The sequence below is a fragment of the Providencia sp. JGM181 genome, from assembly GCF_018257375.1.
Lineage (GTDB): Bacteria > Pseudomonadota > Gammaproteobacteria > Enterobacterales > Enterobacteriaceae > Providencia > Providencia lanzhouensis.
The window spans coordinates 1-14815 of the sequence record NZ_JAERJY010000001.1 but is presented as its reverse complement, the minus strand read 5'-3'; the positions used below and the strand labels follow the sequence as shown (position 1 = coordinate 14815).

At 42.6% G+C, this 14815-nt stretch carries 12 protein-coding genes and 2 tRNA genes; 6 read left to right on the top strand and 8 right to left on the bottom strand.

The window, feature by feature from the left end:
• The first annotated feature begins 23 nt into the window (after positions 1 to 23).
• A complete protein-coding gene (gene cysM, locus JK188_RS00070; RefSeq protein WP_211886137.1) occupies positions 24 to 908 on the top strand; it encodes a cysteine synthase CysM in 885 nt (294 codons plus the stop codon).
• 109 nt (positions 909 to 1017) lie between these two features.
• On the opposite strand, the gene crr is transcribed toward cysM, so the two are convergent.
• From crr to cysZ, 5 genes are all read right to left on the bottom strand, one after another.
• Positions 1018 to 1527: a PTS glucose transporter subunit IIA gene (gene crr / locus JK188_RS00065; RefSeq protein ID WP_006658610.1), complete on the bottom strand. Its 510-nt coding sequence runs from the start codon at positions 1525 to 1527 to the stop codon at positions 1018 to 1020.
• A 48-nt stretch (positions 1528 to 1575) separates the two neighbouring features.
• Positions 1576 to 3303, bottom strand: a complete 1728-nt coding sequence (gene ptsI, locus JK188_RS00060; RefSeq protein ID WP_211886135.1) for a phosphoenolpyruvate-protein phosphotransferase PtsI — start codon at positions 3301 to 3303, stop codon at positions 1576 to 1578.
• A 136-nt stretch (positions 3304 to 3439) separates the two neighbouring features.
• A complete protein-coding gene (gene ptsH / locus JK188_RS00055; RefSeq protein ID WP_006658608.1) occupies positions 3440 to 3697 on the bottom strand; it encodes a phosphocarrier protein Hpr in 258 nt (85 codons plus the stop codon).
• A 355-nt stretch (positions 3698 to 4052) separates the two neighbouring features.
• Positions 4053 to 5009 (bottom strand): cysteine synthase A, encoded by a 957-nt coding sequence (gene cysK / locus JK188_RS00050; RefSeq protein ID WP_211886133.1) that lies wholly within the window; start codon positions 5007 to 5009, stop codon positions 4053 to 4055.
• Positions 5010 to 5264: 255 nt separating this feature from the next.
• Complete coding sequence (gene cysZ, locus JK188_RS00045; protein WP_187129367.1) at positions 5265 to 6029, bottom strand: sulfate transporter CysZ; 765 nt, start codon at positions 6027 to 6029, stop codon at positions 5265 to 5267.
• 219 nt (positions 6030 to 6248) lie between these two features.
• On the opposite strand from cysZ, the gene zipA reads away from it, so the two are divergent.
• The 4 genes from zipA (at position 6249) to JK188_RS00025 (ending at position 11112) form a co-directional block, all read left to right on the top strand.
• Positions 6249 to 7292 carry a cell division protein ZipA gene (zipA, locus tag JK188_RS00040; RefSeq protein ID WP_211886131.1) on the top strand — a complete coding sequence of 348 codons (1044 nt, stop codon included), beginning with the start codon at positions 6249 to 6251 and terminating at the stop codon, positions 7290 to 7292.
• A gap of 45 nt (positions 7293 to 7337) precedes the next feature.
• The gene (ligA, locus tag JK188_RS00035; protein ID WP_211886129.1) at positions 7338 to 9374 is read left to right on the top strand and encodes an NAD-dependent DNA ligase LigA; all 2037 of its coding nucleotides are present in this window, start codon (positions 7338 to 7340) and stop codon (positions 9372 to 9374) included.
• A 242-nt stretch (positions 9375 to 9616) separates the two neighbouring features.
• Positions 9617 to 10801: a NupC/NupG family nucleoside CNT transporter gene (locus JK188_RS00030; protein ID WP_036949543.1), complete on the top strand. Its 1185-nt coding sequence runs from the start codon at positions 9617 to 9619 to the stop codon at positions 10799 to 10801.
• 95 nt (positions 10802 to 10896) lie between these two features.
• Positions 10897 to 11112, top strand: a complete 216-nt coding sequence (locus tag JK188_RS00025) for a DUF3820 family protein (RefSeq protein WP_211886127.1) — start codon at positions 10897 to 10899, stop codon at positions 11110 to 11112.
• A 22-nt stretch (positions 11113 to 11134) separates the two neighbouring features.
• On the opposite strand, the gene JK188_RS00020 is transcribed toward JK188_RS00025, so the two are convergent.
• The 3 genes from JK188_RS00020 to gltX all read right to left on the bottom strand — a co-directional run bounded on the left by JK188_RS00020 (position 11135) and on the right by gltX (position 14382).
• Entirely contained in the window at positions 11135 to 12481 is a 1347-nt protein-coding gene (locus tag JK188_RS00020) for a flavin monoamine oxidase family protein (protein ID WP_211886118.1), read from the bottom strand.
• 211 nt (positions 12482 to 12692) lie between these two features.
• A tRNA-Ala gene (locus JK188_RS00015) sits at positions 12693 to 12768 on the bottom strand.
• Between the two features lie 192 nt (positions 12769 to 12960).
• On the bottom strand, positions 12961 to 14382 hold the full coding sequence (gene gltX / locus JK188_RS00010) for a glutamate--tRNA ligase (RefSeq protein WP_211886116.1): 1422 nt from the start codon (positions 14380 to 14382) through the stop codon (positions 12961 to 12963).
• Between the two features lie 356 nt (positions 14383 to 14738).
• On the opposite strand from gltX, the gene JK188_RS00005 reads away from it, so the two are divergent.
• A tRNA-Val gene (locus JK188_RS00005) sits at positions 14739 to 14814 on the top strand.
• Position 14815 lies beyond the last annotated feature (1 nt).

Genomic DNA, 14815 nt, shown 5'->3' with positions numbered 1-14815 from the left:
AAATTATTATAAGGAAAAACACAGTGTCAACGTTGGAACAGTTTATTGGTCATACGCCGTTGGTTCGCTTGCAACGTCTAACGGAAGGTTTGGATGCTGAAATCTGGGTAAAGCTTGAAGGAAATAACCCTGCCGGTTCAGTAAAAGATAGAGCGGCATTTTCGATGATCAACGAAGCGGAAAAACGCGGGGAGATCAAACCGGGAGATACGCTTATTGAAGCCACCAGTGGCAATACAGGGATCGCTTTAGCGATGATTGCTGCGGTGAAAGGTTACAAACTGAAGCTGTTAATGCCGGATAACATGAGCCAAGAGCGTAAAGCGTCTATGCAAGCTTATGGTGCAGAACTTATTTTAGTGAGTACGACAGTAGGAATGGAAGGGGCGAGGGACTTAGCTCAAGAGATGGCTAAGCGAGGCGAAGGGAAGGTTTTAGACCAATTTAATAACCCTGATAATCCTTTAGCCCATTTTAAAACTACAGGACCCGAGATCTGGCAACAAACAGCAGGGCGAATTACCCATTTTGTGTCCAGTATGGGGACAACAGGCACCATCACTGGCGTGAGTCGTTACTTAAAAAGCCAATCACAAGATGTGGAAGTTGTGGGCTTACAACCCGCTGAAAAGAGCCAAATCCCAGGGATTCGTCGTTGGTCTCCAGAATATTTACCGGGGATTTTTGACAGTGAATTAGTGGATACTGTACTCGATATTAATCAGCAAGAAGCTGAAGATACGATGCGTGCTTTAGCAAAACGTGAAGGTATTTTCTGTGGTGTAAGTTCTGGCGGAGCGGTAGCGGGTGCGTTGCGTGTAGCAAAAGAGAACCCTCATGCGGTGATTGTGGCGATTATTTGTGACCGTGGTGATCGCTATTTGTCGACAGGTGTTTTTGATAAGTAAACGTTTTTTGATAAATCAACGACTAGAAAATAGAACCCAACAAAAAACCACCAGGGCAAAAATGTCGCTGGTGGTTTGTTATTAAGCTGCTTTTTAAGGTTTAGCGCAATTATTTCTTAATACGCATAATGACTGTTTCACCCACAGTCACGGTACCGCTTAATTTATTCAGCTCTTTGATCTCGTCCATGTTTGAAATAACAACTGGAGTCAGAACTGATTTTGCTTTTTCTTCTAACAGGGCTAAGTCAAACTCAATGACAACGTCGCCTTTTTTCACAGATTGACCTTCTTCTGCGATACGTTTAAAGCCTTCGCCTTTGAGTTCAACAGTATCAATACCGAAGTGAACAAACAGTTCGATACCATCATCAGATTCAATAGAAAACGCATGGTTAGTTTCAAAGATTTTACCGATTGTACCATCAACCGGAGCCACAATTTTGTTGCCAGAAGGCTTGATAGCAATACCGTCACCAACAATTTTTTCTGCGAACACAACGTCTGGTACATCTTCAATATTGACTATCTCGCCTGATAATGGCGCGATGATTTCAATATTGCCACTGCTACTCTTGTCTTCCGAAACTAGTGATTTCAGTTTGTCAAACAGACCCATGGACCTTCTCCTAATCGTTTTATATGGGACCGAACTAATGTGCTGCTGTTAGCATAACGTTTTTTCTTGGATAAAGGTATCGACAAGTTTCATCAATTCATCGGCTGTTGGTTGAGCAAGTGCTTGTTCCGCTAGCGCTTGAGTATCTGCAAAATTCGCATTACGAATCAGCTTTTTGATACGAGGAATTGAGATTGCGCTCATACTAAATTCGTCCAGCCCCATGCCTAACAGCAATAAGGTCGCACGTTCATCACCTGCTAATTCACCACACATACCCGTCCATTTACCTTCCGCGTGAGAAGCGTCAATCACTTGTTTAATCAAGTTCAAGACGGCTGGAGACATAGGATTATAAAGGTGTGAAATCAGCTCATTACCACGGTCAACCGCTAAAGTGTATTGAGTGAGATCATTCGTCCCAATACTAAAGAAATCAACTTCCTTCGCCAAATGATGAGCAATGATTGCTGCAGCTGGCGTTTCCACCATAATACCGACTTCAATCGCTTCATCAAAGGCTTTGCCTTCTTCTCGTAGCTGCTCTTTAAGCATCTCAAGTTCTGCTTTCAGTTCTCGAACTTCTTCGACAGAAATAACCATCGGGAACATGATACGCAGTTTACCAAATTTAGACGCCCTTAAAATAGCTCTTAATTGAGAGTGTAGAATTTCTTTGCGGTCAAGACAAATACGAATTGCACGCCAGCCAAGGAATGGGTTCTCTTCCTTCGGTAAGTTCATGTAAGGTAAGTCTTTATCACCACCAATATCCATTGTACGTACAATCACGGCTTGGCTGCCCATGGCTTCTGCTACAGCTTTATATGCTTGGAATTGCTCTTCTTCTGTTGGCAGAGCGTCTCTATCCATGAATAAGAATTCAGTGCGGTATAGACCTACACCTTCTGCGCCATTACGCTCAGCACCTGCAACATCACGCACAGTACCGATGTTTGCACAGACTTCAACTTGATGACCGTCTAAGGTCATTGCCGGTAAATCTTTTAATTTTGCCAGCTCTTCTTTTTCTTGCTGGTATTCATTTCTGAAGGCTTTCAGTTTATCAATTTCGCTTTCAGATGGATTGAGGTAAATGGTGTTGTTCACGCCATCTAATACAATAAAATCACCGCTTTTCACTTTGCTGGTCGCATCGGTGGTACCGACAATCGCAGGAATTTCCAGTGAACGAGCCATGATAGAGGTATGGGAAGTACGACCACCGAGGTCAGTGATAAAACCTAATACTTTGTCTAAGTTTAACTGAGCGGTTTCGGATGGTGTCAAATCTGGGGCGACTAAAATAACTTCTTCGGTGATTGCACTTAAATCCACAATCGGCATATTCAGAATGTTTCTGAGCAGTCGTTTACCAATATCGCGTACGTCAGCGGCACGCTCTTTTAGGTATTCGTCGTCTAATGCTTCTAATGCTTGGGCTTGGTCTTCAATGACTGAGTATACCGCCGCATCTGCGGTTTTTTTATCGCCTTTGATGAGAGAGACAATTTCTTGCTCTAATTCTTCATCTTCCAGCAGCATGATATGACCTTCAAAAATCTCAGCTTTTTCCGCACCAAGATTTTTTTCTGCTTTATCTTTGATAAGGCTAAGCTGCTCAGCTGATTTGTTACGTCCATCAATGAAGTTTTGGATCTCTTTATCAATTTGCTCGTCAGTGATTTTACGGGTGCTGACAACAATAGGATCTTCTTTGAGGATGAGAGCCTGACCAAAAGCAAAACCTGGGGATACTAAAATTCCTGAAATCATAATATTACCTTACTACTGATAGGAGATTTGATGTTGCAGAGACAACAGTAGATATAAGTGATTAAGCAGGTGTCCCCGAATAATCTATTCAGGGACAGGGAATTATTACGTTAAAACAAGATGGCAAAGTGAAACGTTATTCTAATTCGCCCATCAGTTTAACTAAAAATTCAACTGCTTGTTGCTCATCTTCACCTTCAGCAGAAATGGTGACTACGGTGCCTTGGGTTAAACCTAATGTTTGTAGTTTGAACAGGCTTTTTGCGCTAGCTGACTTGCCTCCTGAACTCAGAGTAATGTCTGAAGTGAACGCTTTTGCTTCTTTAACGAATTGAGCCGCAGGACGAGTATGTAAACCGTTAGGTGCTGTAATAGTAACTTCTTGCTGGAACATAATATTTCCTCAGTGATTTTAAGATTTTTATGATGACACAGCCTATTGTAGATGAAATATGCTGAGCATGCGTATAATTTAGATTATCAACGATTCATTTGGTTTTCTACTTTGTTTGGTATCAACCAAATTATCATTTATTTAGCTTAAATTTCACACGACGCTTTTAGTGGGTATTTTGCCATTCAATGGATGAGTGACTAAAAAATGATTAATTTCGAGGTGTGAAATAATTACTATGTTTAATACTAAATGCCGGATAATAAATCATCCCAATCCGTGCTAATCTATGATCTCACCCACAAAAAAAGCACCTAATTGGTGCTTTTTTAACGTAATGTTAACCTAACAATCATTATTCAGCATTAATATCTGCAAACAGTGCGGTGGATAAGTAACGCTCTCCTGAAGACGGAAGAATGACCACAATATTTTTGTCTTTATATTCTGGTAGTGCAGCAAGTTTAGCGGCTGCCGCAATCGCAGCACCCGAAGAAATACCTGCCAGAATACCTTCTTTTTCCATTAACTCACGAGCGGTTGAAATTGCTTCGTCATCAGTAATTTGCAGGACTTTATCAATAATAGAAAGGTCTAAGTTGCCAGGGATAAAACCAGCACCGATTCCTTGGATTTTATGGGGGCCTGGCTTAATTTCTTCACCAGAAAGAGCTTGAGTGATTACTGGGGAAGTTGCGGGTTCAACGGCAACCATTACCACATCTTTTTTCCCTTTTGTCTGCTTTAAATAGCGTCCAATACCTGTGATAGTTCCGCCAGTTCCAACACCAGAAACAACGACATCCACGTTGCCATCAGTATCATTCCATATTTCAGGTCCGGTCGTTTTCTCGTGAATGGCTGGGTTGGCTGGGTTACTAAATTGCTGTAATAGCAGATACTTACTTGGGTTGCTGTTGACGATTTCTTCCGCTTTCGCAATAGCGCCTTTCATACCTTTGGCGCCTTCAGTTAGGATTAAATTAGCGCCAAGGGCTTTTAGAAGTTTACGGCGTTCTACGCTCATGGTTTCTGGCATGGTTAGCGTCAGTTTATAACCGCGAGCCGCAGCCACGTAAGCGAGGGCAATACCTGTATTTCCGCTTGTTGGCTCAACCAGTTCTTTATCTTTTGTCAGGATGCCTTTTTTCTCTGCATCCCAAATCATGTTCGCGCCCACACGGCATTTCACGCTGAAGCTTGGGTTACGAGATTCCACTTTTGCCAAAATATTACCGTTGCCAAAATGCTGTAAACGCACTAATGGAGTATTTCCAATGGTCAACGAATTATCTTCATAAATTTTGCTCATGGGACATCCTTAAAATTAACGGTTAGCCAAGAATTAGGTGTGTTTTCAAAATTGAATATGAATTCAACATACTCGAACATCTGATTATTGCAAATATGATTTAACGCTAGAATATAACCATGGGTTATTTAAAATTGGATTATTATAACTAAGATGGAATGTTTGATATCGGGCGAATTTGAGAGTAGGAGCAGTGGAGAAGGATATGCAGATAGGTACCTGCATATCCCTAGAAAGCGTTAGTTTTGATAAGGGCTAATAGCGAGCATAACGAGCGCGATAACGGTCAACCCACATTAAGGTTGCGCCACAAACTGCAACCGGCATGATGACTAAATTCAAAATTGGGATCATCATTAATAAGCTGACGGCACCACCAAATTGAACATTATTCACTCGGTCTTTTGAGAGTGCTTGCTTCATGTCGTTAAACCCAACTCGATGGTTATCAAATGGGTAATCGCAATATTGAATAGACATCATCCAAGCGCCGAACAGGAACCATAAAACGGGTGCAACAGTTTGCCCAATACCGGGAATAAAGAACAGCACCAATAACACTATGGCTCGCGGCAAATAGTAAGCAATTCGCACAAATTCGCGTTTAATCATGCGCGGTACATCTTTTAGCAATTCTGCCATTCCCGTATCAGGTGCAGGCTTACCGGTCAATTCAGCTTCTAAATGCTCTGATAGCCAGCCGTTAAACGGAGCCGCGATGATATTGGCAATCGTGCTAAAGAAATAGCTGAAAACCAGTAAGATAGAAATGACGGCGACAGGCCAAATCAGATAGTCAAGCCATTGTAGCCAGCTAGGGATGTAGCTCATTACCTGCTCAATCCATCCGCCAAGCTTGCTGTATAACCACCAAAAAGCGCCACCAAGCAGCAGAATGTTTGCTAATAGGGGTAAAATAACAAAACGCTTAATGCCAGGACGAGTGATTAGTCGCCACCCTTGTGAAAAGTAATAAAAACCAGAGTGATTTTTTTGTGGCGAAAATGTCGATTGGGTCATACTTCTTATTATCTCCTTTGCGGGTGAGCATGTATCATATAGGTATGAAATTACACTGACTAGTGATAATTTTGTTTAAAAAAGCAGCAAACGAAGGCGGAATATTCTCTTTCTTGTAAGAAAATCGTTCTGAGGGTTGCACTTAGAGCAATTGAGAAATAATCTTAAGGTAGTTTCCGCCGTGATGGCATCATTATTCATCAACTAGAGATAGCAGCGATGCAGGATTTGCGTCTAATATTAGTGGTCGTAGGTGCGATAGCCATTGTCGCTTTATTACTGCATGGTTTATGGACCAGCCGTAAAGAGCGCTCTAAGTTATTTCGCGACAGACCTGTAAAACGTAGAAAGAATGACACGCAGGAAAATTCATCAGAATATGATGATTCTGCTCTGTTTACTGAAAATCAACCGGTACAAAAAGCCGCTGTTGAAGATCAGCCTATCTATATGGTGAAAGAGGAGCCACGTGCTGAACCTGTTTCTCAACCCCATACAATTCAACGTGACGCTGAGCCTGAGTTTAATTTAACTGCGGAGCACTCACCACAGCCTGCTTCAAAGCCAGTTAAACCAACAGCTTCTGAGCCTGTGTTTGCTCCACATGTTGATAATCGCCATGCTCCTGAGCAATTGACGATTAATATGGCAGATGAAGCAGATTTACAAGAGCATGTTTCAGAACCTGTACGCATTCATACAGAGCCGAAAATTCATGTGTCTGCACAGCAAGAGTCTGTACCACAAGTCTCTGTTCATCAAGAAGCGGTACAACCTGTGGCTCAACCTCATAGTGAAGTCGATCACGAAGCACCAAGTGCACCAGCAGAAAAAGCGGCAGTTGCAAGCGAAAAAGAAATTGTTCTGGTACTGCATGTTGCAGCGCATCACGGGCAGGTTCTTGAAGGTGAAGCATTACTGCAAAGCATTCTTCAAGCTGGCTTCCAATTCGGTGCCATGAATATCTTCCACCGTCACGTTCATCCAGCGGGATCGGGGCCAGTATTATTTAGTTTGGCAAATATGGTGAAACCGGGGTCATTTGACCCAGAAGCTATGTCTGATTTCACCACACCGGGCGTCTCTATCTTTATGATGGTGCCGTCTTATGGTGAAGCTAGCCAGAACTTTAAATTAATGCTCCAAGCGGCACAACGTATTGCATCAGATGCAGGTGGTGTTGTGTTGGATGATGAACGAAAAATACTGACACCTCAAAAAATAGAGGTGTATCATGCTAGAATTCGAAATACATTAAGTTAATTAAAACCCCCGATTCAGGGGGTTTTTTATATCTATTGGTGAAACATGACGACGAAACAAACCTCAGATGCACTCACGCAAAAAATAGACGCGTTAAAACAACAATTGCGCCATCACGAATACCTCTATCACGTTATGGATGCACCAGAAATTCCTGATGTGGAATATGACAAGCTGATGCAGGAACTTAAAAGCCTCGAAGCGCAGCATCCAGAACTGATCACCACAGATTCCCCAACCCAGCGAGTGGGCGCTGCGCCATTAGCCGCATTTGATACAGTTCGCCATGAAATTCCCATGCTTTCTTTAGATAACGTATTTGATGAAGAAAGCTATCTTGCATTTGATAAACGCGTGAAAGACCGACTGCATAATCACACGGAATTGACATTCTGCTGCGAACTTAAATTGGATGGTCTAGCCGTTAGTTTGCTGTATGAAAATGGTGAGTTAGTTCAAGCGGCAACCCGTGGTGATGGTACTGTTGGCGAAAATATCACGGCCAACGTACGCACGATCAAAGCTATTCCGCTACGTTTACGGGGGGATAATATTCCTGCCCGTGTTGAAATTCGTGGTGAAGTTTTTATGCCTCAAAAAGGCTTTGAGGCCATGAACGAAGAAGCGCGTAAAACAGATGGTAAGATTTTCGCTAACCCACGCAATGCGGCGGCGGGTTCTCTTCGCCAGTTAGACCCGCGTATTACCGCTAAACGTCCATTAACTTTCTACTGCTATGGTGTAGGACTGGTGGAAGGCAAAACATTGCCAGATACCCATTATGAGCGCTTGATGCAATTTAAAGCGTGGGGGCTGCCAGTGAGTGAGCATGTACAGCTACGTGTTGGTTGCCAGCAAGTGCTTGATTTCTATCACCATGTTGAAAAAATTCGCCCGACGCTCGGTTTTGATATCGATGGTGTCGTGATTAAAGTGAATGATATTGCCACTCAAGAAGAATTAGGTTTTGTTTCCCGGGCACCACGCTGGGCGACGGCGTTTAAATTCCCAGCTCAAGAGCAAATCACATTACTAAAAGATGTCGAGTTCCAAGTGGGGCGCACAGGGGCGATTACGCCCGTGGCTCGATTAGAGCCAGTGCAAGTTGCGGGTGTTGTGGTGAGTAATGCCACACTCCATAACGCGGATGAAATTGACCGTTTGGGTGTTCGCATTGGGGATACTGTTGTGATCCGTCGAGCAGGGGATGTTATTCCTCAAATCGTGAGTGTCGTGCTAGATAAACGCCCTGCGGATAGTCGTGAAATTTTATTCCCAACCCATTGCCCAGTCTGTAATTCGGATATTGAGCGTATCGAAGGGGAAGCGGTGGCACGTTGCACCGGCGGATTAACCTGTGGCGCTCAATTAAAAGAATCACTGAAACACTTTGTTTCTCGCCGTGCGATGGATGTCGATGGGATGGGGGATAAAATTATTGAGCAGCTGGTCGACGCGGAATATGTGAAAAATGCGGCGCAGCTCTATCAATTATCAGCGGGTAAATTAACCGGCCTAGAACGAATGGGACCGAAATCTGCACAAAAACTCATTGATGCGCTCGAAAAATCCAAACAAACGACACTGGCTCGCTTTATCTATGCATTAGGGATCCGTGAAGTGGGTGAGGCGACAGCGGCGAACCTTGCAGCACATTATGCATCATTAGATGCGGTGATGGCGGCGGATGAAGAATCACTGAAAACCGTTCAAGATATTGGTGAAGTGGTGGCAAAACATGTGGTGCATTTCTTCCGCGAAGAGCACAATCGCCAAGTGATTCATGATTTACTGACCATCGCGAACATCCACTGGCCTGAAGTGAAAGTGATTAACAGTGCTGACATCGATAGCCCATTTGCTGGAAAAACGGTCGTGCTAACCGGATCGATGTCAACGCTTTCTCGCGATGAAGCTAAGGATAGATTGATTGCCTTAGGCGCGAAAGTCGCGGGTAGTGTATCGAAAAAAACTGACTTGGTGATTGCCGGTGAAGCGGCGGGTTCAAAGTTAGCGAAAGCGACAGAATTGGGGATAAAAGTCATTGATGAAGAAGAATTAATTCGTTTGCTGAATATCTAATCGTGACCTATATTTAATGCGCAATGCCATTATCGTCCACGGTGATAATGGCATTTCTTATTTTCGGGCTAACATTTTTACAGTTGTTATTAATGTGTTACTCATGAAACGTGATCTGGTCGTGACTTTTGAAAGATAGGCTGAGTCAGTTTTCATATTAATGTGACGTTAATCTCATTTAAATGTTGTCTATTACATAGAATATGCGCATAGACTGATTCGTAACTTTGTTGGAGTCAAATATGACCTCGATCCTGCACTTTATTTTATCCATTGTCATCATCGGCGCTCTCGCTATTTTAGCGAGTAGTAACCGTAGAGGGATCCGCCCTCGTTATGTTATTCAATTACTTGTGATCCAAATTGCACTCGCTTACCTGTTCTTAAAATCAGGTATCGGTGAGTCTTTCGTTCTTGGTGTTGCTGGCGTATTTACCCATTTATTGGGTTATGCGGCAGAAGGGACCAAATTTATCTTTGGCGGAATGATTGAAGGCAACTTAGCATTCTTCTTCCTACAAGTATTGTGTCCAATTATCTTTATCTCTGCACTGATTGGTATTTTACAGCACATTAAAGTCCTGCCTTTCGTTATCCGCATCATCGGTACGGTGCTGTCGAAAGTAAACGGCATGGGTAAACTTGAGTCATTCAACGCAGTAAGTTCATTACTGTTGGGTCAGTCAGAAAACTTTATTGCCTATAAAGACCAATTAGGCAGCATGTCAGAAAGAAGAATGTACACCATGGCGGCAACGGCGATGTCTACCGTTTCAATGTCCATCGTGGGTGCATACATGACCATGTTAGATCCAAAATATGTGGTTGCCGCTTTGGTCTTAAACATGTTTGGTACATTCGTGGTGTTATCGCTGATCAACCCTTACCCACCAGAAGGGGAAAAAGAGATCCAAATGCGCAGCCTGCATGAAGGTCAAAGCTTCTTCGAAATGCTGGGTGAATATATTCTTGCAGGGTTTAAAGTTGCGATTATCGTTTCTGCGATGCTGATTGGTTTTATCGCCCTGATTGCGATGGTTAATGGAATCTGTTCTGCAATTTTCAATGTTAGCTTCCAAACTATGCTGGGCTATGTGTTCTATCCATTTGCTTGGATGTTAGGTATCCCTGCGAATGAAGCGCTACAAGTTGGCGGCATCATGGCAGTGAAAATGGTGACCAACGAATTCGTGGCAATGGATGGCTTAAAAGCGGTAGCATCGGGTTTATCTGACCGCTCTGTGGGCATCTTATCGGTATTCTTAGTGTCATTCGCTAACTTCTCTTCCATCGGTATTATTGCTGGTGCAATTAAAGGGTTAGATGAAAAACAAGGTAATACCGTTGCACGTTTTGGTCTGAAATTACTGTACGGTTCAACGCTGGTAAGCTTCTTATCTGCTGCGGTGGTTGGATTAATCCTGTAGTCATTACGATAAAAAGTGTTACAGTGAGAAACGGCATTCAGTGAATGCCGTTTTTTTATGTTTAACGCTTTCTGTTTAGAAGGAATGGGGAAGAAATGGAAAAACAAGACTTACTCGATATAGCCAATACATCGATGCCATTTGGTAAATATAAAGGTTGTGTCCTGATTGATCTTCCTGAGGAATACTTGCTGTGGTTTTATAAAAAAGGGGAGTTTCCGGCAGGGCGATTAGGGCAATTGATGGAGATGACGCTCGGGCTGAAGATAGAAGGGCTAGATAGTATTGTTAAGCCCCTAAAACGAAGGTAAGGGTTAGAGGCTTAATCGATAATTAAAGCGTGTTGAGTAGGCTGTTGGCCGTATCTATACCCGATTGGTAAGCACCATGTACGGTGCCGGCTCCTAATAGTGCTAAATGTTCTCCAGCAAAGAAAATTTTGTTATCAATAGGCTGTTTTAACTGGGCTATTTGATCCGCCGAATAGTTAGGGGCGGGGTAGCTAAACGAACCATAAGCGTAAATATCTTTTTCCCACTCGGTTTTTATCAGCTGTATAGGTGCGGGTACATTATCAAATACCTTACTGAGCGATTGTTGCAGTTCATGCCATGCGGCGTATTCATCACACTCTTCAAGCCATTTTGCGGATAACCCACCAAATAAAAACAGCAACGTTGGTTTTTGGTAAATTGCACTCACATCCATAAAATTTAGCCAATAATCAGACTCATGAATATACATACTATTGACGTTATTGAGTGAGTTTTTACGCCAGAAAGCCTGTTCAAAGGTGACAAATAACTTGTTGAATACACCGAAACCTAACTGATGAATAGCTTCTTGAGTTTTTTCAGGCAGTGCAGGCGTAAAATGAATTTTGTTTTTCTTCAACACCCCTAGCGGTACGGTGACAACGACTTTATGGGCATTGAATTGTTGTCCATTAAGCGTGGTGATAGTGACATAATTATCTAAGTAATGAATATGTTCAACTGGATGGTTAAGGCGAATATCCAGCCCATTTGATAGCGTTTCGATAATTTGGGAATATCCGCGAGGGAAGATCACTTCATCGCCTTCACAAAAGCCTTCAAGTTGTAAAAAATAGGGAGATAATGTCTCTAATGTGCAAGCACAGGGATCTTCAGCGATAACTTCAAAAAACTCATGTAAACCTGTTTGTAGCTGTTCAAACAGGGATTGACTTGCATGGTGGTCTACTGTCAATAAATGGTGGAATTCAGGGCTTTGCAACCAACTATTTAACGCTTCGGCTGCATTGTTAAATTGGCAGGGTGATGAAATGGTTTCAAACTGTTCCATTAAATAGTCAAGACCCGCTTCAAAAGCCTCTTTTTCGTTCTCACACAAAACCAAGCCATTTTTTTTATAGAAAATAGCGTCTTGGTAATTGAAAACAACGGTTTGGATATGGTGCTGTTGTGCGATTGCACTAATTGGATTGTCGGTAATACCGTGGATCCAAGAAGCGCCTAAATCATAAAATTGGTTATCAATTTCACGCGTATGAATACGCCCACCAAGACGGTCGCGTGCTTCTAAGATAAGGACTTTTTTATGTTGGGAGTTTTGGGGTTGTGACTGTAATTGATTTGCGACTGATAAACCTGAAACGCCTGCTCCTATCACAATGATATCGGCATCTATGTGTGGCATAACTCACCTAGTTGAAATGGAATACGGACGATGTGTGATTACACATCTGAATAATTTCATTTAAATAAAATTATGAGCCAATTATATATGAGTTAATCAAATGTGAATAGACGGTAAAGTAGAAGAAAGTGAATTAGGCTAAATTCCAAGAATAACTGCAAATGGGATTTGGAAGAATAAAGAATAAATTAAAGGGAGATAGGAAAGAGTTTGGTGGAGCTAAGCGGGATCGAACCGCTGACCTCTTGCATGCCATGCAAGCGCTCTCCCAGCTGAGCTATAGCCCCAAACAAAATCTTTTGGACGGGAGGCATCATATTCAAGCTCGGTTGGAGTGTCAATATATTAATATGTTTTTCGGGTTTAACTGCTGAAATATAGAACATTTTGCAATCGATTTCCATTTGATATGGTAGCTGAAAAAAAAACTGCCCCTTAAGTTAAGAGGCAGTATATAGAGAGGAATCTTGTTTAGAAATTTATTGTGCGGATGCTTCGCGTTCTGCGATAAACGCTAATGCTTTTTCGATACGAGCCACAGAGCGAGCCTGACCGATAGCATGAACGGTAACATCTAACCCTGGAGATTGACCTGCACCCGTTACCGCTACACGTAAAGGCATTCCTACTTTACCCATACCCACGTCTAATTCAGCCGCAGTCGCTTCAATCGCTTGATGGACATTCTCTGCCGTCCAATCGGAAATAGCGATTAATTTGTCTTTCACCACTTCTAATGGCTGACGTGCAACTGGGCGTAAGTGTTTTTTTGCTGCATCAGCATCAAACTCTTCAAAATCCTGATAGAAGTAGTGGCAAGATTCCGCCATTTCTTTCAGTGTTTTACAGCGCTCACCCAGTAACTTGATTAATTCAACTAACTGTGGACCTGTGCTGGTGTCGATATTTTGCTGTTCGATATGCCATGCAAGGTAAGTTGCGACTTCTTCAGCTGGCAGGGTATTGATGTAGTGATGGTTCAGCCACTGTAATTTCTCAGTGTTGAATGCACTCGCTGATTTGCTGATAGCATCAAGAGAGAAATATTCTTTCATTTCTTCAATTGAGAAGATCTCTTGGTCGCCGTGTGACCAGCCTAAACGTACTAAATAGTTTAATAGTGCTTGTGGCAGGTAACCGTCATCGCGATATTGCATAACACTAACAGCGCCATGGCGTTTAGACAGTTTTTTACCATCATCACCTAAAATCATCGAAACGTGGGCATATTCAGGCACTGGCGCGCCTAATGCTTTGAGAATGTTGATTTGGCGAGGGGTGTTATTGATATGGTCTTCACCACGAATGACATGAGTAATTTCCATATCCCAGTCATCAATCACCACACAGAAGTTATACGTTGGAGAACCATCAGTGCGACGGATGATTAAGTCATCCAGTTCTTGGTTACTGAATTCAATTGGACCACGAATGGTGTCATTGAAAATAACGGAACCTTCTTGCGGGTTACGGAAGCGAACAACATGTGGTTCTGCCGCAGTGTGGTTATGTTCATGGTCACGGCAACAACCGTCATAGCGAGGTTTTTCACCTTTTGCCATTTGTTCTTCGCGTAACGCTTCTAAACGCTCTTTAGAGCAGTAGCAGCGGTAAGCGGTACCTGCTTCTAACATGGTATCGATTACCGCATTGTAGCGGTCGAAACGCTTAGTTTGATAGTAAGGACCTTCATCCCAATTTAAATTCAACCAGTTCATACCGTCCATAATGGCATCGATAGCTTCCTGAGTTGAACGTTCTAAGTCGGTATCTTCAATACGCAGGACAAATTCGCCCTGATTGTGGCGACTATATAACCAGGAATACAGGGCGGTACGAGCACCACCAACGTGCAAGTAGCCAGTTGGGCTTGGTGCAAAACGGGTTTTGATTTTACTCATCGAGATTGCCTTAATTGCGAAACGTTGTTTCTTAATGCGCTTATGATCATCGTAAGCATTGCTAAAAGTTCCTCTATTCTATCACCCTGTAGTGAATCCTCAATCTGCTTATCCCTATACTGATAAAGAAAATCATCAAATTGGGAAAATAACCGCTAAATTTTTTAGTCTGGTGGGCTTTGGATGATTTTTTTCTAATAAAATTTAGTAGGATAATGTAGATAATTGATTAAAAAGGGTACTTCTTAGGTGATAATTAAAACATCTTGATTATTTTTGCAACGAACAGAAAAAATCTATTCAAAAACCGTTGACTCAGAACGCAGTATCCCTATAATGCACCTCCATCGACGACGGGGCGATTAGCTCAGTTGGTAGAGCACCTCCCTTACAAGGAGGGGGTCAGTGGTTCGAGCCCGCTATCGCCCACCAC